Origin of the sequence: Atribacter sp. (genome assembly GCF_035418125.1) — a bacterium.
GTDB lineage: Bacteria > Atribacterota > Atribacteria > Atribacterales > Atribacteraceae > Atribacter > Atribacter allofermentans.
In genome coordinates this window covers 1-22,432 of the sequence record NZ_DAOLQM010000002.1, presented here as the reverse complement: position 1 = coordinate 22,432, position 22,432 = coordinate 1, and the positions used below count along the sequence as shown (strand labels likewise).

Sequence of the window (22,432 nt, the reverse complement as noted above, 5' to 3'; positions counted from 1 at the left end):
TTAAAACCAATAATAATTTTGCTTGATTATTTCCACTAAATTTTCTCGATTAAAACCTGATTCTTTCGGCATAAATTCTAATGATTTATAAGGATTCAATAGAATGTTTTTTTTCTTAAACAAGAATGATATCATACATTCTTGTTTTTCCATTTTTTTTCTTTCTAATTCTTCAATATCTTCTATGGAGAATAATACCTGGTGATTGCCAATATTACCCTCATCTTTAAAAATAAAGGCATATTGAACGCTAATCAGCGATTTCATGATGCTGGGAAAGTCGAGAGGGATTGAGTTGACTTCAACAACTCTCATTTCTTCCAGTACTTGTGAATTAAGAATGTTTTTGAGTTGTTCAGGTTCTATAAATTCATAAAAGGTCATATCAAGATATTCGGTCCAGCTTATAACACCAGTAACAGTGGCCGGCCCAAATGATAACAAAGGACGAGGATTAAAACCTTGAGAAAAAACTATCGGAAGCCCCGCCCTTCGTAAGACTCGATCCCAAAATCGAGTAAGATCTAACTGGGAAAGAAGATGAAAAGGCACTAATTTGAGATGTCGACAACGATAACGATAACGATCGGTAAAATTCATGATGAACAAACCCCACAACTCATACATTCCTGAAAATGAATACATCTGGGTGTAACCTCTTGGCGGCGAGATTTTTCCAACTCTTTTAATAAATATTCCTTCTTCACTCCTGAGGAGATATGATCCCAGGGAAGAATTTCTTTTGGGTCTCGCCATCTTTCTGAATAAAAGTGATAATCCAAACCTACTTCTTCAAAGGCTAGTTTCCATCTTTCAAAAGAAAAGAATTCCCGCCAACCATCCATAATTTGACCTAAATGGTAGGCTTTTTCGATCACTCTTGATAGCCTCCGATCACCGCGAGATAATACTGCTTCGAGGGTGCTTTCCTTAAAGTCCGACCAATTCATACGGATCAAGCGACGATCCCTGGAAAAACCAGCCTTTATTCTCTGGATTTTTTCTTCAAATTCTTCCAGACTATTCTGACCCATCCATTGAAAAGGAGTATGTGGTTTTGGCACAAAAGCGGAAAGGTTTAAATGGATGCTCACTCTTTTACCACGAATTTTTTTTCCGATTTGAAGACCTTCGTTCACCAACTGGGAAATTCCGATCAGGTCCGATTCTTTTTCATCAGGAAGTCCAAACATAAAGTAAAGTTTAACATCATCCCAACCACCTTCAAAGACTTTTTCTAAAGTTGAAAATATTTCCTGATCGGTTAATCCTTTATTGATTATCCGGCGAAGACGATCGGTACCTGCTTCAGGAGCAAAAGTGAGACCACTTTTCCGAACTCGTTTTAAATTCTGAGCAATTTGGACCGAGAAAGTATCCATCCGTATGGAAGGAAGTGAAATATTAACATTTTTTGCTTCAAATCGTCGAGAGAGATTGGAGATGATTTCTTCGATCCGAGAATGATCCGTGCTACTTAAAGAAAGAAGAGATATTTCTTCGTAACCGGTTGAAGCCACCAATTTTTCTGCGAGATGAACTATGTTTTCCGGAGATCGTTCTCGGTGAGGTCGATAGATCATGCCCGCTTGACAAAAACGACAACCTCGGGTGCAACCCCGTGAAATTTCCAGGGGAATTCGATCATGAACGATGCTTATATATGGAACTGGTATTGCCTCTGGATAGAGAGCATTATCTAAATCTTTAAGCCATCTTCTCTGAATCTGAGGAAATGCCCTTTTATTCATGGTTTGAATTTTTGAAACAATGCCATTTTTTGAATAACCAACCTGATAAAAACTTGGTATATAAACTCCCACAACTTTTGCTAATTCGGATAAAATATCACCTTTTCTTTGACCTTTCATAGCCGAAACAATTTGGATGATTTCTACAAAAGCCTCTTCCCCTTCACCAATCAAAAAAGCATCAAAAAAATCACTGATGGGCTCTGGATTACAGGTTGATGCTCCACCACCAATGATAATAGGAAAGTCATCTTCCCTTTCCGAACTTCGAAAAGGGATTTGAGATAAATCGAGAAAATAAAGGATATTGGTAAAATTCATCTCGGTTTGCAGGCTAAGCCCCACTATGTCAAAAGATCGGATGGGGATTTTGTTCTCTAAGCTAAAAAGCGGGATGCTCTTTTCTTTCATGAGTTTTCCTAAATCTGGCCAAGGGACAAAAGCTCGTTCAGCACGAACCCCGGGAAGGTCGTTTAATATCTGATAAAGAATTTTTAGCCCTAAGTGAGACATTCCTATTTCATAGATATCGGGAAACCCAAGCACAACTGAGCAGGTCGTTTGGGAAGGATTTTTTACAAGTATATTCCATTCTTCTCCTATATAACGTGCTGGTTTGGTAATCTTGAGCAATTCGTTTTTAAAAAAATTCTCTTGATCTGGTATTTTTTCTACCACTATTCGTTTCCTCCCGACTGGGCAATATTCCATACCATCCCCATGGCTATCATATTGATAAACAGCGAACTCCCTCCATAACTAATAAACGGCAAGGGAATACCGGTAACCGGCATAACACCCATATTCATTCCAACATTAATCATCACTTGAAATACAAACATTGAACCAAAGAGAGTAGTAAGTATCTTACCCTCTAAATCAGGTGTTTCTATCCCAATCCGGAAAATTGACCAAATAAGCCAGAAAAATAGAGCAAGGATAATCACACCCCCAACAAAGCCCCATTGTTCACACCAAGAAGCAAAAATAAAATCGGTATAATGAGCGGGAAGGAACCGGAGTTGGGATTGGGTTCCCGAAAGCCAACCCTTTCCAAAAAAACTCCCTGCTCCAATAGTAATTTTCGATTGCAGAACATTATAACCGGTTCCCAGGGGATCAGATTGAGGAGCAAAAAAAGAAAGTAACCGCTTTCTTTGATAGTCGTGTAAAACCAACCAAAAAAATGGAATTAAACCTACTAAACCAGCAAAAACCGCCAAAATTTTTTTCCATTGAAAGCCACAAAAAAATAACGCCGAAAACCAAAGAACTATTATGACCAAAGCTGTCCCCAAATCCGGTTCAAGGAATATCAAACCAGTTGGGATAATTGATAAAAACGATGTTTTTAGAAGAAGTTGCCAGCTTCCATAGTCTTCAGGTTGAGCACTCAAAAACGCTGCTAAAAAAACCGCCATTCCAACTTTAGAAAACTCTGAAGGTTGAACGGAACGAAATAATATCCAACGTCGAGTTCCTACATCATCTCCACTTCCAAAAAACAAAACTACTATTAAAGAGAGAATTATAATTAAATAAATCATCCATTCCAACTTGATAAACCAATGGTAATGAATACGACTAATTCCCCAAAAAACTAACCAGCCCAATAGACTCCACATCAGTTGTCTTCCAAAAAAGGTCTGAATAAAGACAGCTTCACCACGAAGGGGATCGGTACTATAAACTGCCAAAAGACCAACTATATTGAGAGAAAGAATAATGATGGGAAACATTTTAACCGTTTTCATTAAGTGTATTCTCCCGGTGATCATAGATCCATTGTATTAAATCCTTACTTCGATGAGCTGCTTCTCCGCTTCCATCTCCACCGTTTTCAACTAAAACCACAAAAACGTAACGGGGATTATCAATGGGGAAAAAGCCAGCAAACCAAGAATGATCGTTACCATGAGGATTTTGGGCGGTTCCAGTTTTCCCGGCTATTGGGATTGGCAAATCCCGACAGGCTCTACCGGTTCCCTCAACGACCACCTTGGTCATTCCTCGAATCAGTCTTTCCCAGATATCTGGCTTCAACTCTATTCGATTTTTTACTTTTGGTAGTGTTCGTTCGATAACTTCTCTCTTATCGTTTTGGACGACTTTTAAAAAATGAGGAGTATATACCACCCCTCGGTTGGAAATTGCAACAACACTTTGGAAAATTTCAAAAGGAGTGACTAAAAGATACCCTTGTCCGATAGAAAGATTTATGGTATCTCCTGGATACCAAGGTTCTCCGATTTTCTGTCTCTTCCAGCGAGAGGTAGGTAAAAAGCCATGATTCTCCCCCGGTAAATCAATCCCAGTATCCTCTTCAAAACCTAAGCGCCTTGCCATATCAATTATTCTATCTTGACCGAGTTCCAAACCTAAGGTGTAAAATGTAACATTACAGGATTGAGCAAGAGCATCCTCGTAATTCAATCTTCCATGCCCAGCTTTTCTCCAACAAGGATACCTCCGATTACTGTATTCATAGTACCCGGGGCAAAAAATTGTTCTTTCTTTTGAAACGATATTGGCTTCCTGGGCAGCTAAACCAACTATTAATTTAAATATTGAACCAGGTGGATAAAGGGCTTGAAGAGATCTTGTTGTCAAGGGATTTTGAGGATTTTCAATTAATTCATTCCATTCATCCTGGCTTACCCCGTCAATCAATAGGTTAGGTTCAAAAGAGGGTTGATTTGCCATTGCTAATAATTCTCCATTAGTCGGATCCCCAACTATAATCACACCACTCTTTCCAGCTAAGAGCTCATTGCAATACCTTTGCAATTCCAAATCTAAAGTAAGAGTTAAGGTATGCCGAAATCGTGGAAAGCTGGTATCTAAAATTCGTACTATTCTCCCCAAGGCGTCAACCTCAATTTTTCGATATCCCTTTTGACCCCTGAGAAATTCTTCATAATTAAGCTCAATTCCACTTTTTCCAACAACATCTTCATTATTATAATTGGTCTGGCCAAATCTTTTTAGTTCCTCGCTGTTTATTTTCCCCACATATCCAACAATATGGGCGATATCTTCACCGGGGGGATAAATTCTCTTGGGATAAGCTTCAATCATCACACCAGGGAGCTCTTTCCTGGTTTCTTCAACCATAGCAACCTCCTCGATACTCATCTGGGAAGCAAGAATGATTTCTCCCGAATACCGGTCACGGAGCGGTTCTTCAATCTTTCTTTTGATAGTTTTTTCCAATATCTGACGGCTTTTTTCTGGATCAGCGCTTCCAGGTAATAAAACAGCTGCAAACCTCGGTACATCTTGAGCGAGGATCTGACCATATCGATCGGTTATTATTCCTCGAGGCGCTTGGAGCGGGATCATTCGAATCCGGTTACGCTCAGATTTTTCCTGATAGAGGCCGGATTGCAATACACTCAAATACCACAAATTAAAAAAAAGAAAGACAAATATTCCAAACAAAATCCAAGTAAACAATTCTATTCTATGGTTAATAACTATCTTTGGTTTTTCATTCCACATTATTTAACCTCTCGGGTGGGAAGTAATATAACCAGGCAGAAAGCACAAGGAGGTTTAAGAAAAAAGAAAGAGCCAACAGCTCGACCGAAAACAACCAAGAGTGTTGAACGCTTCGGGTAAAATATTGTAAGACTATAATGAAGAATATTTCAACGCCAGATGCTGTCAGACAAAATCCTAAAAGCGATCCACTGGTAATCGAGAAAAAGGAAATCCAAGTCTGTGCCAATAAAAAAAGGCCAATGCTTAATAAAATATGAAAACTAAAGATAGAAAAAGAAAAAAATTCCAACAGAAATGCAACCAAAAGGCAGGAAATTAGTGCGAAATACCATCTTTTCTCTGAAACACAAACCGCCCAAATCATGAAAGGTAAAAAGGAGAGTTGACCCAATATTGGCCAATATTGGGTCAATACATTATTTTTAAAAAAAATTATTGAAAAAAAAACTAAAATGACGAGCACCAATTTACTGAACGTCATCACTATCACCAGTCCCAGGCGGACGAATAATAAAAACCTGATCTAAGAGAGAAAAATCACACTCCGGTTGTACAATGACTTCCTTAAAAAGGCTTCCTTCAGATTCTTTGATATCCAACACTTTGCCAATAACTATGCCCCGGGGTGTACTAGTCCCTAAACCAGATGTTATTGCCAAATCTCCAACTTGAACCTGGGAAGCTCGATAAACATAACGCATAACGCATAGCCCTCTTCCATTCCCTTCCACTACTCCTAAATCCCTGGTCCTTTGAAGGATTGCACCAGTTGCTATTTCAGAACTTAAAATCAGACGAACAATTGAATAATTGGGATAGGTTTGTTCCACCCTCCCCACCAAACCCTGATAGGTAACCACCGTCAAATCAGGAATTATCTCGTCATTGGTTCCTTTATCTATGATCAGTTTTCCAAACCAATCATAAGGATCCCGACCAATTACTAATGAGGGTACTACATCAAAAGGTATTTGCTTTTCAATAGCTCCAGCCGTAAATTTCATTTCTAACTCACGGATTTGTTCAGTTAAAATAGTCAGTTCGTTCTGAAGTCGGCCAACTTCTTTTTGAAGACTTTTATTTTCTTCTAGTAAAATTCTTTTTGATGTAAAATTGGAAACTACTTGGTCCAACCCATTCTGTACGACAAGCCATCCACGATGAAAGGGAACGGTAGCCCATCGTAAGTTTCCTAACCAACCAGATACTTCATGTTTTTGAATAGAAAAAACCACCAGTTGAAAAGAAACAATTGCAATGATGAGAATAAACAATATCTTTTTTTTCATGGATGGATTTTATCCGTCGAATCTTTTTGAAATATTTTTAATGCAGCATTATTCATAATTAACTTTTCATCGGATTGTATAGCAATAATGGCCACACCTGGAAATCGTCTTTCCACAATTGGTATGAGCTTAGGTCCTCCTGCCATAACTGCGGTTGAGATGGCATCAGCATCGGCAGCATTAGGATAAACCACTGTTACGCTGGAAAAATAACCCGAGGAGTATCCGGTATAGGGATTAATGATATGATAGTAACGAATACCCTCTTGTTCAAAAAAACGATAATAATCACCTGATGTAGATACCGCCTGGTCTTTTACCTCGATAACTCCAACCAATGACTCTTGTCGAGGATGTAAAATACCTACTCGGAATTTTTTTCCCAAAGCAAATACTGTACCTCCCGCATTTACCAGCGCTGGGGATACTTGCTTTTTTTCCAATTCTATTATAATTATATCCACCAGGTATCCCTTGGCTATCCCTCCTAAATCTATCTTTCCTTGCCCAATTCGTTGAGCACTTTTTGTTTCTTTATTGATGAAAATAGTAGAACTAGCAACTTGCTCAGTTAGAACTTGAATCCGATCGGGAGAAGGAAGTCGAGGATTATTGTTAAAACTCCACTCTTCCATCAACGATCCAAGAAAAATATTAAAAAAACCTTCAGTTAAATTTTGCAGCTCTTGAGCACGTAATATCAAGTCGCAGGTTGAGTTACCGATCTCTATTGGCTCTTGGTTTTGGTTTATTTTCCAAACTTCGCTCCTTTGATCAAATCGATCCCATTTTTCATCCAACTCTTGGATAATAGCTGCAATATTTTGTGATAAGCTCTGATGTCGGGATGGAAGGTCGATTTCAATCCAAGTATCAAAGCCTTCATAAATAAAATGTTGTAATGGATTGGGCCTGATTGCTGCCCATATTATAAAAACTCCTGCCAATCCAAAAAGGAATATCAATAATAATTGAGAACGTTTCATTCATCTACCAAAGGAAAGGGAGTTCCACAAACCTGACAATGAGCATTCTCTAAATAACCAAGAGAAGTCCGGTAACCTGTACGGGTGATTAAGGGTTTTCCACATTGTGAACAATAAGAGGTTTGACCTTCAGTTCCGTAATAATTCCCTAAATAAACAAAGTGTAATTTTCCTCGAGCAATTTTATAGGCTTCAAGTAGTACTTCAGGATCAGTTGCCGGGGTCTCCATTCGATGGGCTGGAAAATATCGAGAGAAATGAAGAGGAATATCAGGACTGATTGAGGCAACAAAATCAACCAAACGGTGAAGATGTTCTGGGGTGTGGTTAAGACCGGTTACTAAAAGATTGGTGATTTCAATATGTACTTTTTTTTGATAACTCAGTTCAATTGTTTCTAAAACCGGCGTTAATGAACCTCCACAGTAACTTCGATAAAAATCATCGTCCATCGCCTTTAAATCAATGTTCATCGCATCGATATAAGGAAGGAGTTCCAGGAGTGGTTGCGAATTGACGTATCCATTGGTCACCAAGACATTCTTCAATTGAACCTTTTTTGCTTTTTCACTGGTTTCTCTTACAAATTCCCACCAGATAAAAGGTTCATTGTAAGTATAGGCAATTCCTATCGATCCTTGAGATTGAGCGATTGAAACTATTTTTTGGGAATCGGTCTGTTTGAGATTGTCTACAAAACCAGTTTGCGAGATCTCCCAATTTTGACAAAATTGACATTTTAAATTACAACCCACACTTCCAACTGAAAGAATTTCCTTCCCAGGAAAAAAATGATACAAAGGTTTCTTTTCAATTGGATCCATATGGACAACTGAAATCCGGTTATAGGTTAAAGCGTACAAAACTCCGGCTCTATTTTCTCGTATTTGACAAAGTCCACGCCTTCCTGGGTTAATCCGACATTGATGAGGACAAAGAAAACATCTTACTCTCTGGTCCGTCTCGGCTGTCCAATATTGAGCTTCAATCATCGGTGATTTTCCTCATAATTTTCTAATTCACTGTATCGTTCAACTCGGAACCGAAAAAGCTCAACTGGCTCATTTGGTTTAATCCCAGCTTTGGCGCGAGCAATACGGATTTGTTCCTGAATAGAATCGACTCCTTCAATGTCAGGGAGTAAAAGACCTCTTCGCCAGCCCCTTTGAACGATAACTCCATATCTCTTTGGATCAAGCTGATCCGGAGAGTCGATTGATTCAGGAGGAGTCAGAATATCAACGGTAATATGAATGTCGGGGAGGTCTTTAAGAGTAACCGGGGGAAAGCGGGGATCCTCAACAGCCGCACTAACGGCATTATAAATAATTTCAGCGATTAAATGATCATGCTGGGGATGAAAGGTTCCGATACACCCTCGAAGTTGCCCATGAATTTTGAGACAAATAAAAACTCCTGCTTTTTGTTCATATAATTCCCGGAAGAGATCCCTGGGTACCGGAAGATACGTTCGGTGGACTAAAAAATATTCAATAGCCCTTCTTGCTAAATTGGTTAAAATAGAACCAAGTTCATTGGGTAACATCATGGTTGTCACCGTCCGATTTAAAATGAGAAAGATAGCGATGGCCGATAATAACTGCCGACCAATCATCAATGGCTACTGAAGGAACCAAAAAACCTTTTGGCAAAAGCTTTTTTAACCCCCGAGGTGGATTCATTTTAAAATAAAGTTTTCGTGCTTCTAAAGTACTGTGTTTTTCTTCAATAATTACATAATCTATTTTCATTTTTTTCATTAATTGTACTACTCTCTTGCGGCCAGTACTGTTCCCGATGATAACTTTTATAGGCCAATATGCTTTGGATATTTTATTTATTGAGGGCTCTAACTCATCAACCGGAAGGATTGCCTGATGAATCACCCCTCCTTTTCGATCTAAAAGCGCAATTCCGCATTTTTCGGTTCCTGGATCAATTGATAAAATAACCTTTTCCATAGAAAATCATTGTACTCGAGATTTAATTTCGATACAAGGGAGATTGGGAAGGATTAAGGCAAAGCAGTACACATTCCGTTCCCCTTTTACACAGTTAAGGGGAACGGAATGAATTAATTAAGAATTTTTAATCGTTGGAAAAATCCAACTCATTACATTTTTTCCCGACAAGTGTAATGGGTATGTAAGAGATGATGCGACTTCTCACTATTCGGCTCGCCAAGAAATTCTTCATATAGTTTCTTGATAGCTGGATTATCATGAGATTTCCGAATGGGAAAGTGCCGGTCGACCTCATAAATAGCTTCTATTCTCTTCATACGAATCTCCAGATCAGTTGGGATAGGTTGACCGCCTCCACCAATACAGCCACCAGGACAAGCCATTATCTCAATAAAATGATACTTGGAGCCTCCTTGTCGGATCTGGTCCATCAAGATTCTGGCATTCCCTAATCCATGGGCAACCGCAACATTCACTTCCAATCCACCAACGTTGATGGTTGCTTCCTTAACTCCTTCAATTCCTCGTACATCGGTGAAATCAAGTCGTGCTAAAGTTTCTCCGGTTAAAACTTCGTACACGGTTCGAAGAGCAGCTTCCATAACCCCCCCGGTAGCTCCAAAGACTGCGGCTGCACCAGTTGAAATACCCAGGGCTGGATCAAAGTCTTCCTCAGGCATTTCTTTGAGATCAATGCCCTTTTCTTTGAGCATTCGGGCTGCTTCTCGGGTAGTAAGAGAATAATCAACATCCTGATACCCACTAGCTTTCATTTCATCACGTTGACACTCATATTTCTTCGCCGTACAGGGCATTATCGAGACTACCACAACGTTCATAGGATCGATACCCATTTTTTGGGCATAATAGGTCTTCGCCAGAGCTCCAAACATTTGCTGAGGTGATTTGCAAGTTGACACATTCTCCATGAGTTCAGGATAAAAATGTTCCATAAATTTTATCCAGCCCGGACTGCAAGAAGTTAGAAGAGGCAATTTCCCACCTTTTTTAACCCGGTTAATAAATTCAGTTCCTTCTTCAAGAATGGTCAAATCTGCAGCAAAATTGGTATCAAATACTGCATCAAAACCTAAGCGACGAAAGCCGGCTACCATTTTCCCGGTGGAGATACTCCCTATGGGTATCCCAAATGGTTCACCAATACTCACTCGAACCGCTGGGGCAGTCTGAAGAATAACATATTTTTCTGGATCATCTAAGGCTTCCCATACCATTTCAACATGACTCACTTCTGAAAGAGCACCGGTTGGACAGGCTAAAACACATTGACCGCAGTTGATACAGACACTTTCACCCAGAGGAAGTCCTAGTGAAGGACTGACATAGGAATTGAACCCACGATCGGCAAAATCAATAGCATAAACGCTTTGAACCTCAGCACAGGTCCGAATGCATCGCCCACAAAGTATACATCGATCAAGGTCTCTCTTTACCGAAGGACTACTGTTATCAATAGGATGAGTTTTCCTTTCTCCCTGAAAACGAATCTCTCGGATACCAAATTCATAACAGAGGCTCTGTAGATCACAGGATTGGTTTCGATCACAAAGCTGGCAATCTAAAGGATGGTTCGACAAAATGAGCTCTAAATTGGCTCTGCGGGCTTCTCGAACTTTCTTCGAAGCTGTAAGAACTTTCATTCCTTCCCGAATTGGTGTGACACAAGAAGCAACCAGATTAGGTTGGCCTTCTACCTCAACCACACAGATTCGGCATCCACCCCAGGGGGTAAGACCATCCATGTAACAGAGGGTTGGAATATGATACCCTTCCATTCGGCAGGCTTCTAAAAGAGATAAATTTTCCGGGACCTGACATTCTCTTCCATCAATGAATATCGTTACCAGCTTTTCGGGAGATTCTTTTTCACTTCTATTTTGTATGACTTTTGCCATTCTCTTCTCTCCTTTCTCTTAATCAGACCTTCAATGATTTTATTTTTTTTGGACTTTCCATTGGGCAAACATTAAACGGACACCGTTTTTCAATGACATGAGACTCAAATTCCTCACGGAAATAATCCAAACACCGAAGGAGTGGGTTTGGTGCCGCTTGGCCCAAACCACAGAAGGATGTTCGTTTGATGTGCTCACCTAAAAATGTTAGTTTTTCCAAATCTTCTTCAATACCCTTCCCTGATGAAATCCGTTCTAAAATCTCAACGATTCTTTTATTACCAATTCGGCAGGGGGTGCATTTCCCACAGGATTCATGAAGAAAAAACTCACAGAAATTTTTAACGACATCGACTATACAATGGGTATCATCAATTACAGTCAATGCACCAGAGCCAAGCGCCGATTGATAACGGGGAAGAGTATCAAAAGCCATAGGAACATCGAGCAAGTCGGGAGTCATCGTCCCACCAGAAGGACCTCCGGTTTGAATTAATTTAAGCTCACGGCCGTTTTTGATTCCCCCACCTGCTTGATAGACTAATTCTCGAAGGGTGGTTCCCATGGGAACCTCAATAAGCCCCAGATTAATCACATTCCCGGTTAAAGTAAACACCTTGGTTCCTGGACAGGTTGGTGTCCCAATATTTTTAAACCATTCTGGTCCATTAAGAAAAATTGGGGGAATATTGGCAAAAGTCTCAACATTATTGATAACCGTTGGCTTTCCCCATAAACCCTTTTGAGGAGGATAGGGTGGTTTGATTCGAGGTTCTCCTCGACCACCTTCCATCGATTCCAAAAGCGCAGTTTCTTCACCACATATATAGGCTCCTGCTCCCTTTCGAATGTCAATTCGGAAAGAAAATCCCGAATTGAGTAAGTTGTCACCCAAGAGGCCATAATCCAAGGCCTGGGAAATGGCTATTTCCAAATGACGGATGCTTTCCGGGTATTCGCCGCGGACATAAATATACCCTTGGTGAGCCCCTACTGCAAACCCGGCGATAGCCATCGCTTCTAAGATAGAATGTGGATCTCCCTCAAGAATCAAACGATCCTTAAAGGTCCCCGGTTCCCCCTCATCGGCATTACAAACGATATACTTTTCATCTCCTTGGGCTTTTTGAGTATATTCCCACTTTAATCCGGTTGGATAGCCAGCGCCACCCCTTCCAAGCAATCCAGAATTCTTTACTATTTGAATAGCTTCTTCAGGGGTTCCCGATAACACTTTGCCTAAAGCCATATATCCGTCCCGTGCAATATAATCATCAATGTTGGTTGGATCGATATAACCACTATTCCTCAAAACCACCCGCTTCTCCTGTGCTAAAGGAGAAAGAGGCCGAAAATCCTGTGGAGTGGTTTCAGTACGACCTGAATACATAAAGTCTTTGACTGGTCGACCCTTGAGAAGATGCTCTTCGACAATTATTTTGACTTGATCAAGTTTTATCGGAGCATACACAACATTATCCGGAAAAATAACCACAAAAGGAGAAGGGAGACCTGCTCCAAATGATCCGGTGTCAAGAATCCGGATTTCTTGAGAAAGACCAAGCCGTTCAATTTCCTTCTCAAATTTTTCTCGGATCTGAGCAGCGCCCAGCACGACCGAACTACTCGTCATTTCAACCAATACGTGTGAACGAAAAAGCATAGATAAAATCCCTCCTCTCGATCATCGGTAAAGAGCAAATATTTCTCGAATACGTTCGGTATTTAAGTTTCCATAGGTAACATCATTAATCATCATAGCTGGTGCGACCCCACAAACTCCAAGACAACTGGTAACTTCAAGGGTAAATAAACCATCTTTGGTGGTTTCACCTTCTTTTACTCCTAATTCCCTCGTTACGGTTTCTAAAACATCGGTGGCGCCCAAAACATGGCAGGGGGCATTTTTGCAGATTCGAATGACATACTTCCCTACTGGTTTGGTTTCAAAAAAAGAATAAAAAGTAGCCACTCCGTAAATTTTACTAGAAGGGATACCTGTCTTATGGGATACTCGTTCAAGAATATCCTTAGGGAGATAACCATAAACCTGAGAAATATCCTCAAGTATAGCCATCAATGGGGTCTTTTCCTCTTTATATCGATCGATGATTTCATCAACCTTGGAATAGACCAACTCAGCACCTACTGGTTCGATCATTGTTCTTCCTCCTCCACAGCAACTAGTTGATGAAGCTTTTTCATCTTCTTTTCTAAGTCACACCGTAAGCATCTTTCTGCTTCTCGTTTGGCATCAGCTTCACTCATACATAGCTTCACTTCAGCAAAGTTACAGATTCGTTCCTTCACAGGTAATTCAGATATATAAACCCTCTTTATTTCTTGAAGAACCGGTGGTTCTTCTAAAACCCGCATTCTTTCCGGTTCGGCAATATATTCTTCTTCTTCGTCGCCTTTTAACTCTCGGAGATATTGATGGATACTATAAGCAGCTTTTTTTCCATAAGCCATAGCATTGACAACAGTTGCTTCGGCTCCGATCATATCGCCTCCAGCAAAAACACCAGGACGAGATGTTGAAAGAGAATAATGATCGACGGTAACATTTCCCCATCGGTCGGATTGTAAACCATCACCAAGCTTATCAACTTCGGGCATTTGACCCACGGCTGGAATAACCATATCACATTCGATTATCATTTCGGCACCTTCGATCGGTGTCGGTCTTTTTCGGCCGCTTCGATCAAATTCACCCAAACGCATACGCTGTAACTTAATCGCCTTGACCTTTCCATTTTCATCTCCAACTATTTCTAATGGAGCCATAAGGTAATGGAAAATAATTCCTTCTTTCTCGGCATCTTCGATTTCTTCTGGGATAGCCGGCATCTCCGAATGAGTTCTTCGATAAACAATATTTACTCGCTCAGAACCCAGTCTCAAAAGAGTTCGAGCGGCATCCATGGCAGCATTTCCACCACCCAAGACCACCACATTTTTAGGAACTTCAATCGTTCCTCCTAAATTGATGGTTTTTAAGAGGTCGAGGGCGGGGACGACTCCATCAAACTGCTCTCCAGGGATTCCCAAAGGGGCGCTTTTCCATGCTCCAATTCCCAAAAAGACAGCATCAAACTTTTCCTGTAATTCTTTCAATGAAATGTCTTTGCCAATGGCTGTATTTAAATGGATTTTAACACCCATGGCTCGAATTTGATCGATATCCCAGTTGAGCGGTTCTCGGGGCAGACGATAGGCTGGAATACCGGCAGCTAACATTCCTCCCGCCACCGGTAAGGATTCATAGATAGTAACCGTATATCCTTTCCTCGCCAAATAATAGGCACAGGCTAAACCAGCTGGTCCTGAGCCAACAATTGCAACGGTTTCATCTCGTTTACGGTCCATTATGACCGGTAACATGATATGATTCTTCATGGCATAATCGGCGACAAATCGTTTTAAATCATCAATCGCTGCCGGTTCATCAAGTTGACCCCGTCGACATTTCGCTTCACAAGGTCGATGGCAAACCCTTCCACAAACTGAAGGCAAAGGATTGGATTCACGAATAACCCGGAGGGCTTCAACATATTCACCCTCTTTAATTAATGAAATATATCCGGGTATATCAATTTCCAAAGGACAGGTATGTTGACAGGGAGATTGGAATAGAGAACGACAAACGACGGCAGTACAACGTTTTTCACGAATATGCATTTCATATTCTTCGCGGAAATACTTCAGAGTGCTTAAAACCGGATTGGGAGCTGTTTGCCCTAAGCCGCAGAGTGCGGTGTTTTTAATTTGAACTGCCAATTCTTCTAACAGTTCAATGTCCCCCTCGCGACCGTGACCTTCGGTGATTCGTTGTAAAATTTCTAACATCCGCTTGGTCCCAATTCGACAGGGAGTGCACTTACCACAAGATTCATCTTGGACAAACTCTAAAAAATACCGAGCCAAGTCCACCATGCAGGTGTCTTCATCCATGACAATCAAGCCACCAGAACCCATAATAGCTCCTAATTCTTTCAATGAGTCATAATCAATTTTTACATTCAGGAATTCTTTGGGAATACACCCACCTGATGGTCCACCAATTTGGGCAGCTTTGAATTTTTTTCCGTCGCGTATTCCTCCTCCCAGATCATAAACAATTTCACCAAGAGTCATTCCCATTGGGATCTCTACTAATCCTGTATTGTTTATATCACCGGCAAGAGCAAATACTTTGGTTCCTTTACTATTTCCGGTTCCGATGGAAGCAAACCATTCCGGACCATTATTTATAATCGATGGAATGTTTGCCCAAGTTTCAACATTGTTGATGACCGTCGGTTTATTCCATAAACCACTTTGAGCCGGGAAGGGCGGTTTGGGTCTGGGCATCCCACGTCGGCCTTCAACCGACGCTATTAATGCGGTTTCTTCTCCACAAACAAAGGCTCCAGCTCCAATGCGAATCTCAACATCGAAGTCGAACCCACTATTCATAATGTTTTTTCCTAGGAGCCCTAACTCCCGAGCTTGGTCAATTGCAATGGAAAGTCGTTCAATTGCCAGCGGGTATTCAGCACGTACATAAACGTAGCCTTGATTCGCACCAATTGAATATCCAGCAATTGCCATGGCTTCAAGAACTGAATGAGGATCGCCTTCTAAAATACTCCGATCCATAAACGCTCCGGGATCGCCTTCATCAGCATTACAAATAACATATTTTGGGGTAGCCTGGCTTTTTCTGGTAAATTCCCACTTCAATCCAGTTGGGAAACCAGCTCCTCCTCGCCCACGAAGTCCGGATTTTTTAATCATCTCGATAACTTCCTCGGGCGTCATGAACGATAAAACTTTCCCTAAAGCAAGATAACCATCTCGAGCAATGTATTCTTGGATATTTAGAGGATTGATAAAACCACAATTTCGCAAGGCAATCTTAACTTGCTTTTTAAAAAAATCAATTTCTTCAATAAACTTCTTTCGCTCATCTTCTGACCCTTGGAAAAGAAGCCGGTTGACTACTCTTCCTTTTAAAAGATGTTCTTCAACAATTTCCTGAGCATCTTCGGGAACTAACTTCTGATAAAAAACTCCTTCTGGATAGATGATCGCTAAAGGACCCATATTGCAGGGCCCAACACACCCGGTTTCCACCAATCGAACTTCATTTTCTAATCCATTTTTCTGGATTTCACGGATAAGTGCGTCTTTGACCAGCAATGCGCCTGAAGAAACACATGCCGCTCCAGCACATAGCAATATCTGGCTTCTTTCCATCTCAGCCATAATGTTTGTCCTCCTATTGAGTTCTATCGTTCAGTATGTACGACCCATTCTCCAACGATCTGACCGTTTACCACATGGGAAGAAATGATTTGTCGTGCTTTGTCTGGTGATAAATCCCCATAAAATACTTTCTCTCCACTTTTTTCTATGCTAATTAAGGGTTCCCGGTCACAGAGACCAATACACCCGGCTTGGGTTACAATGACATTTTTTAAATTTCTTTTGGAAATTTCATCTAAAAGTGAAGACATCACTTGACGAGCACCAGCAGCAATCCCACAAGTCCCCATGCAAACCACGATCTTTATATCAGCAGAGCCTTCCCGAAGTAAAGTATTTTTTTGAGCTTCTTCCTTAATCCTTTTTAAATCTTCAATACTGGTAATTTTCATCCCCCTACACTCCTTCCTGAATTTGGTTTTCATGATATTGTATCCACTCTTTGATTCCTTGAAGAACTGGAAAAATATCTTGTGGTCCCTGAAGACCTAACTCTTGAGACATTCTTTTGGTATTAAAAGACCAGCGGCAATTATCCCTGACATGTTCATATTCGATTTCAACTTCTGGATGAGAGGCAAAGAGTACCATAAGCGTTTCAGGGAGATTGCCGAGAGGCGGAAGATCAATGTGATTCCTTTGAAAGGTAGCTTGTATTGTTGTCCCTTTTCCAGGCTGGGAAACGATATCAAGTTTTCCACCACACATCGAAGCCAGTTGTTCTAAAAGAGGAATACCCATGCCCACTTTTTTGTTTTGACCGGTAAAGAAAGGATCTCTTACTCGAGCGAGGACCTCTTTATCCATTCCCTTCCCGTTATCTTGAATAGTGAGAATAAACTGATTTAAGCGGTTATCCTCAACGAGAGAAACGCTTATTTTGCTTGCATTGGCTCGTATGGAATTTTCCATAATATCAAGGATATGCAAGGCTAACTCTTTCATTATTGGTAGTTTTTAAGGATGTTGGTAATTTGAGAGGGATTGACACGTTTATGAACATCGTTGTCGATACGAACTACCGGAGCCAAACCACAAGCTCCTGCACATCTCATTACTTCTAAGGAATAAAGTCCATCTTCAGTGATTTCTCCAATATCTAAAGAAAGTTCCTTTTGAAGTTGAGTAAGAATTTCCTGCCCTCCTCGAACGTAGCAAGCAGTTCCAAGACAAACCTGGATAACGTGCTTTCCCCGAGGTTTCATGGAGAAAAAATGATAGAAAGTAACTACTCCATAGACTTCGCTCAGTGGTAAGTCAAGTTTTTTTGCTACTATTCTTAAAACTGGGGGAGGAAGATATCCAATAAGATTTTGGGCAGCATGAAGAGCCTGGATAAGCATACCAGATTTTCCCTGATAATCACCTAAGATTAGCTCCAGTTCACTCAGCTGCTCCGGAGATATTTCTAAAACATTTGCTTTTTCTGGTACTTCAGTTTGGGCCACGTGTTACCCTCCTTCGTATGGTATTCTGAAACATTCGGACAATATTATAAATCTTTTATTTAATTTTATCAAATAAACCGAGGTAAACTTTTATCTCTTAAAATCAGAATTAATCTTGGATTTCAATATGCCTCAATCCTGACTTTCTATCCTGAAAATACCATCAAATGAATTCTTTAATCGGTCATCCTGAGACCTCGCTTTATGAGGGCGTGAGGATCTCATCTTTTATCTTTTCTTTCCTCTCCCCTGGTAGGAGAGGATGAAGGTGAGGGGGCAACTCATTTTCATCCTCATCTGGTGCTACTAGGCAGCATGAGGGTCTATCCTGAAAATCCACGGGCAAGATAAATCTAGCCCTTACCCAAGATTTAAAAAAAGGAATGGGGCGCTATGTATTGCGCCCCATTCATGGATTTTATTCTTTTTGTTGCCACTAAGTGGCATGAACGTCTAATCTTTAAGCACAGCAATAAACAAAAATACCCAGAAAAGTTATTTGGGAACCTCTCTCCCCAATTGAATACTTCAATTAAATCGATCAATCCTATCGCTATTCACAAGAAAACTGAATTTGTTGATCTGGACCCATTTTCACCTGTATGGTTTGTCCGGGTTGGAAAGTACAACGGATTAATTCACTGGCTAATGGACTTTCTATTTTTCTCTGGATTAATCGTCGTAACGGACGAGCACCATAATCAGGATCATATCCATTTTTTGCTAAAAAGTCCTTCACTTGGTCATCCAAAACAATACTCAACCCTTGTTCCTGAAGCCGTTTTTCAAGGTAGGACATCATTATGTCAACAATTTGATGAATTTGTTCTTCTGTTAAGGGTTTGAACACAATGATTTCATCAATACGATTAATAAATTCTGGCTTGAAATGTCTTTCAACTTCCTTAAGAACTGCTTGTTTCGATTTCTCAAATCCTGCTAACTCAGTAATGGAAAGACTTCGGAATGCCTGGCTGCCTAAATTTGAAGTCATAATAATAACTGTATTACGAAAATCAACCGTTCTCCCTTGTCCATCAGTTAATCGTCCGTCATCCAAAATTTGTAATAAGATATTAAACACATCGGGATGAGCTTTCTCTATTTCATCGAGAAGAATAACTTGATAAGGGCGTCTTCTCACGATTTCGGTCAGTTGGCCACCCTCTTCATATCCTACATAACCAGGAGGTGCTCCAATTAAACGGGATACGGTATGTTTTTCCATATATTCTGACATATCAATCCGTAGCAAAGCATCATCGCTTCCGAACATAAATTCCGCCAGAGCTTTTGCCAATTCAGTTTTCCCAACACCGGTAGGTCCAAGAAAGAGAAAAGAGCCGATTGGTCTTTTCCCTTCGGTTATGCCCGCCCGGGATCGTCGAATCGCTTCAGCAACCGCATGAAGAGCTTCATCCTGTCCAATTACTCGCCGATGAAGCTCTTCTTCCATACGAAGCAACCTTTCTCTTTCCTTTTCCATCAGTTGAGTAGTTGGTATGCCAGTCCAGGAAGAAACCACCTCAGCGATATCGGAAGCTGAAACGACCTCGCTCATTTGTTTTTCTTGAAGCCACTTATCCCGAGTTTCTTGATAGCGAAGACGAAGCGCTTCGGCTTGATCTCTCAAAGCAGCAGCTTTTTCGTATTCTTGAGCCTGGACTGCCGCCATCCCTTCTTGAGCCATTTTCTGCAGCTCAAGCTCCATATCCTTTATTTCTGGTGGAACACTTTGGATATCAATACGCTTTTTACTAGCAGCTTCATCTATTAAATCAATTGCTTTATCAGGAAGGAAGCGATCGTTAATAAATTTTGCCGATAATTCGGCCGCAGCATCAAGGGCATCATCTGCTATTTTCACTTTATGGTAGGCTTCATATTTATCCCTCAGTCCTTGAAGGATTTTTTTGGTTTCTTCAATACTGGGCTCGCCTACAAAAACCGGTTGAAAACGCCTCTCCAAAGCTGCATCTTTCTCGATATATTTTCGATACTCATCCAGAGTAGTAGCTCCTATTGTTTGCAGCTCTCCTCGAGCTAACAAAGGTTTCAGGATGTTCGCAGCATCAATGGCTCCTTCGGCTGCTCCAGCACCCACAACGGTGTGCAGTTCATCAATAAATAGAATTATTTTCCCTTCCGACTTTTGAACTTCCTCTAAAACAGCTTTCAAACGTTCCTCAAATTCTCCTCGGAACTTTGCACCTGCCAAGAGAGAACCCATATCAAGAATAATAACACGTTTTCCTTTTAAACTTTCTGGCACATTCCCCTGGACAATTTTTTGTGCCAAACCTTCTACGATAGCTGTTTTTCCTACTCCAGGGTCTCCAATAAGAACTGGATTATTTTTGGTCCGTCGGCTTAATATTTGAATTACTCTATTCACTTCGTTATCTCGTCCGATTACCGGGTCTAGCTTCCCATCTTGAGCATATTGGGTTAAATCTCTTCCATATTTTTCTAAGGCCATATAACGTCCCTCCGCATAAGGATCATCAACTTTCCTTTTTCCTCGAATTTCTTGTAGGGCTCGGTATATTTTTTCAACATCTACTTTATAATTTTTTAAAATCTTATTGCTTAAACCACTTTCCTCTTTAACCACAGCAATTAAAAGATGTTCCACGCCAACATAGGAATCTTTTAACCTTTTGGCCTCTTCAACCGCTCCGTCTAAAACCGATTTTGCTCGCGGTGTTATATAAATCTGAGCTTCAGTGCTTGCTTGGAAATAAACCGAGGGTCTTTTTTCTAAAGAGGTCTCCAATTCATTTTGAATGGTTTCCGGAGAAACTTGACAACGTTCTAATATTTGGCCAGTTATTCCCTCGGGCTGCTTAACTAAAGCTAAAAGAATGTGCTCTACATCCAGTTGATTGTGATGATATTCTAATAAGATGTTTTGAGCTAAATGAATGACTTCTTTGGCTTTTTCGGTAAACTGTTCAAAGTTCATAACAAAATCTCACCACCCTTCGAAATTCTTCCCTCTAAATCCTTGATTCGATTTCTCATTTTCTCTCTTTCTTTTTCCCATTGACCTTGAATAGCTTCTATTTGTTCAGTTAATCTCAGGATTATTTCAACTCCAGCTAAATTGACTCCCATATCTTGAGTTAGAGCTTTGATCTGTCTCACTCTTTCAACATCTTGATAGGAATACAACCGGATATTTCCTTGACTTCGATTAGGTCTAAGTATTCCCATTTTTTCATAATACCGGAGAGTTTGAGGATGCAGGTTGGTCATTTTAGCAACCACACTGATTATGAAATATTCATCCTTTTGGTTATTTTTTACCATCTTACATACATCCTCCTCTATTCCTATTAATCGACTTTATGTGAACAGATGAGATCGGGGATTTTCCTTCCTTATTGACGATAAATCTTGAAATAATTTCCTTTCTTTTTCATCAAGACGGGTAGGCAAAACAACTCGAATTTTGACCAATTGATCGCCTACTGATCCAGTTTTTCTATCCTTAATCCCCAGCCCTCGAAGCCGCAAAGTCATTCCATTTTGGGTTTCAGGAGGGATTTTCATTTTCACTTTTCCATTAACGGTTGGCACTTCAATTTCAGTTCCCAAAAGAGCTTCGTATAGAGTTAATGGGAGGTCAAGATGGATATCGTGCTTTTCTCTCCTAAAAAAGGGATGGGGTTGGATTTTAACCACTAAATATAAATCACGCCCATTGAGCACTCCAGGTACTCTTAATTTACTTCCGTCTTGAATTCCTGAGGGGATACTTACATCAACGGTTTTTTTTCTTCTGACTATTCCTCGACCATTACAGGTAGTACAGTTTTGATTCTGGCCTCTACATTGGGGACAGGGTTCTTCGAATTCAAGATGAAAATTCTTTCGCGTTCCTAAAACACTCTCTATAAAATCAATTTCTATGGGATGGGAAGAAGGCTCTGCTTCACCTTTCTGAGGATATCCGTTTATCCATTCATTTTTCCTCGAAGATCGGAAACGAGTCGAATGGGTTCGAGAACTGGATCCTCCAAATAAATCACCAAAAAATGTTCGGAAAAAATCGCTAAAATCTCCTCCTTCAAAGTTGGTAGAATAGGTTTGCTGGTATGAGGTTCCACCCGATCCATACTTGTTATAGTAATCTTTCCAAAATTGCTCAGTATCTTTTTGCCCATAACTATTCCAAGCCGATCCCAGTTCATCGTATCTTTTTCGCTTTTCTGGATCACCCAGGACTTCATAGGCTTCGTTAATTTCTTTAAAGCGTTTTTCGGATTCTTTGTTTCCGGGATTGAGGTCGGGATGATACTTACGAGCCAATCGACGATAG

The 22,432-nt window shown here is 40.5% G+C and carries 20 protein-coding genes; all 20 read right to left on the bottom strand.

The window, feature by feature from the left end; translation table 11 throughout:
- On the bottom strand, positions 1-600 hold the full coding sequence (locus PLK24_RS00320; protein WP_324475677.1) for a TIGR03936 family radical SAM-associated protein: 600 nt from the start codon (positions 598-600) through the stop codon (positions 1-3).
- Positions 597-2,429 carry a TIGR03960 family B12-binding radical SAM protein gene (locus tag PLK24_RS00315; RefSeq protein ID WP_324475676.1) on the bottom strand — a complete coding sequence of 611 codons (1,833 nt, stop codon included), beginning with the start codon at positions 2,427-2,429 and terminating at the stop codon, positions 597-599. The genes PLK24_RS00320 and PLK24_RS00315 overlap by 4 nt, the downstream gene beginning before the upstream one ends.
- Complete coding sequence (gene rodA, locus PLK24_RS00310; RefSeq protein WP_324475675.1) at positions 2,429-3,505, bottom strand: rod shape-determining protein RodA; 1,077 nt, start codon at positions 3,503-3,505, stop codon at positions 2,429-2,431. Before rodA ends, PLK24_RS00315 begins: the two co-directional genes overlap by 1 nt.
- Positions 3,492-5,252, bottom strand: a complete 1,761-nt coding sequence (gene mrdA, locus PLK24_RS00305) for a penicillin-binding protein 2 (RefSeq protein WP_324475673.1) — start codon at positions 5,250-5,252, stop codon at positions 3,492-3,494. Before mrdA ends, rodA begins: the two co-directional genes overlap by 14 nt.
- Positions 5,242-5,736 (bottom strand): hypothetical protein, encoded by a 495-nt coding sequence (locus tag PLK24_RS00300; RefSeq protein WP_324475672.1) that lies wholly within the window; start codon positions 5,734-5,736, stop codon positions 5,242-5,244. Before PLK24_RS00300 ends, mrdA begins: the two co-directional genes overlap by 11 nt.
- Positions 5,723-6,544, bottom strand: coding sequence for a rod shape-determining protein MreC (gene mreC, locus PLK24_RS00295; RefSeq protein ID WP_324475671.1), 822 nt, complete (start codon positions 6,542-6,544; stop codon positions 5,723-5,725). The genes PLK24_RS00300 and mreC overlap by 14 nt, the downstream gene beginning before the upstream one ends.
- On the bottom strand, positions 6,541-7,530 hold the full coding sequence (locus PLK24_RS00290) for an FAD:protein FMN transferase (RefSeq protein ID WP_324475670.1): 990 nt from the start codon (positions 7,528-7,530) through the stop codon (positions 6,541-6,543). The genes mreC and PLK24_RS00290 overlap by 4 nt, the downstream gene beginning before the upstream one ends.
- On the bottom strand, positions 7,527-8,522 hold the full coding sequence (gene amrS, locus PLK24_RS00285; protein WP_324475668.1) for an AmmeMemoRadiSam system radical SAM enzyme: 996 nt from the start codon (positions 8,520-8,522) through the stop codon (positions 7,527-7,529). Before amrS ends, PLK24_RS00290 begins: the two co-directional genes overlap by 4 nt.
- Positions 8,519-9,079 carry an AmmeMemoRadiSam system protein A gene (amrA, locus tag PLK24_RS00280; protein WP_324475667.1) on the bottom strand — a complete coding sequence of 187 codons (561 nt, stop codon included), beginning with the start codon at positions 9,077-9,079 and terminating at the stop codon, positions 8,519-8,521. The genes amrS and amrA overlap by 4 nt, the downstream gene beginning before the upstream one ends.
- The gene (locus PLK24_RS00275) at positions 9,063-9,491 is read right to left on the bottom strand and encodes a RuvC family protein (RefSeq protein WP_324475666.1); all 429 of its coding nucleotides are present in this window, start codon (positions 9,489-9,491) and stop codon (positions 9,063-9,065) included. Before PLK24_RS00275 ends, amrA begins: the two co-directional genes overlap by 17 nt.
- 152 nt (positions 9,492-9,643) lie before the next feature.
- Positions 9,644-11,410, bottom strand: coding sequence for an NADH-dependent [FeFe] hydrogenase, group A6 (locus tag PLK24_RS00270; RefSeq protein ID WP_324475665.1), 1,767 nt, complete (start codon positions 11,408-11,410; stop codon positions 9,644-9,646).
- A gap of 22 nt (positions 11,411-11,432) precedes the next feature.
- The gene (gene nuoF / locus PLK24_RS00265; RefSeq protein ID WP_324475664.1) at positions 11,433-13,073 is read right to left on the bottom strand and encodes an NADH-quinone oxidoreductase subunit NuoF; all 1,641 of its coding nucleotides are present in this window, start codon (positions 13,071-13,073) and stop codon (positions 11,433-11,435) included.
- A 21-nt stretch (positions 13,074-13,094) separates the two neighbouring features.
- Positions 13,095-13,571: an NADH-quinone oxidoreductase subunit NuoE gene (gene nuoE / locus PLK24_RS00260; RefSeq protein ID WP_324475663.1), complete on the bottom strand. Its 477-nt coding sequence runs from the start codon at positions 13,569-13,571 to the stop codon at positions 13,095-13,097.
- A complete protein-coding gene (gene nuoF, locus PLK24_RS00255) occupies positions 13,568-16,660 on the bottom strand; it encodes an NADH-quinone oxidoreductase subunit NuoF (RefSeq protein WP_324475662.1) in 3,093 nt (1,030 codons plus the stop codon). The genes nuoE and nuoF (PLK24_RS00255) overlap by 4 nt, the downstream gene beginning before the upstream one ends.
- Before the next feature lie 23 nt (positions 16,661-16,683).
- Complete coding sequence (locus tag PLK24_RS00250; RefSeq protein WP_324475661.1) at positions 16,684-17,052, bottom strand: (2Fe-2S) ferredoxin domain-containing protein; 369 nt, start codon at positions 17,050-17,052, stop codon at positions 16,684-16,686.
- 4 nt (positions 17,053-17,056) lie between these two features.
- Positions 17,057-17,605, bottom strand: coding sequence for an ATP-binding protein (locus tag PLK24_RS00245; protein WP_324475660.1), 549 nt, complete (start codon positions 17,603-17,605; stop codon positions 17,057-17,059).
- Positions 17,605-18,108: an NADH-quinone oxidoreductase subunit NuoE family protein gene (locus tag PLK24_RS00240; RefSeq protein WP_324475658.1), complete on the bottom strand. Its 504-nt coding sequence runs from the start codon at positions 18,106-18,108 to the stop codon at positions 17,605-17,607. Before PLK24_RS00240 ends, PLK24_RS00245 begins: the two co-directional genes overlap by 1 nt.
- Before the next feature lie 553 nt (positions 18,109-18,661).
- Positions 18,662-21,073: an ATP-dependent Clp protease ATP-binding subunit gene (locus PLK24_RS00235; protein WP_324475657.1), complete on the bottom strand. Its 2,412-nt coding sequence runs from the start codon at positions 21,071-21,073 to the stop codon at positions 18,662-18,664.
- Positions 21,070-21,420, bottom strand: a complete 351-nt coding sequence (locus PLK24_RS00230) for a heat shock protein transcriptional repressor HspR (RefSeq protein WP_324475656.1) — start codon at positions 21,418-21,420, stop codon at positions 21,070-21,072. Before PLK24_RS00230 ends, PLK24_RS00235 begins: the two co-directional genes overlap by 4 nt.
- 36 nt (positions 21,421-21,456) lie before the next feature.
- Positions 21,457-22,432: DnaJ C-terminal domain-containing protein (locus PLK24_RS00225; protein ID WP_324475655.1), on the bottom strand; the 976-nt coding region annotated here is incomplete at its 5' end.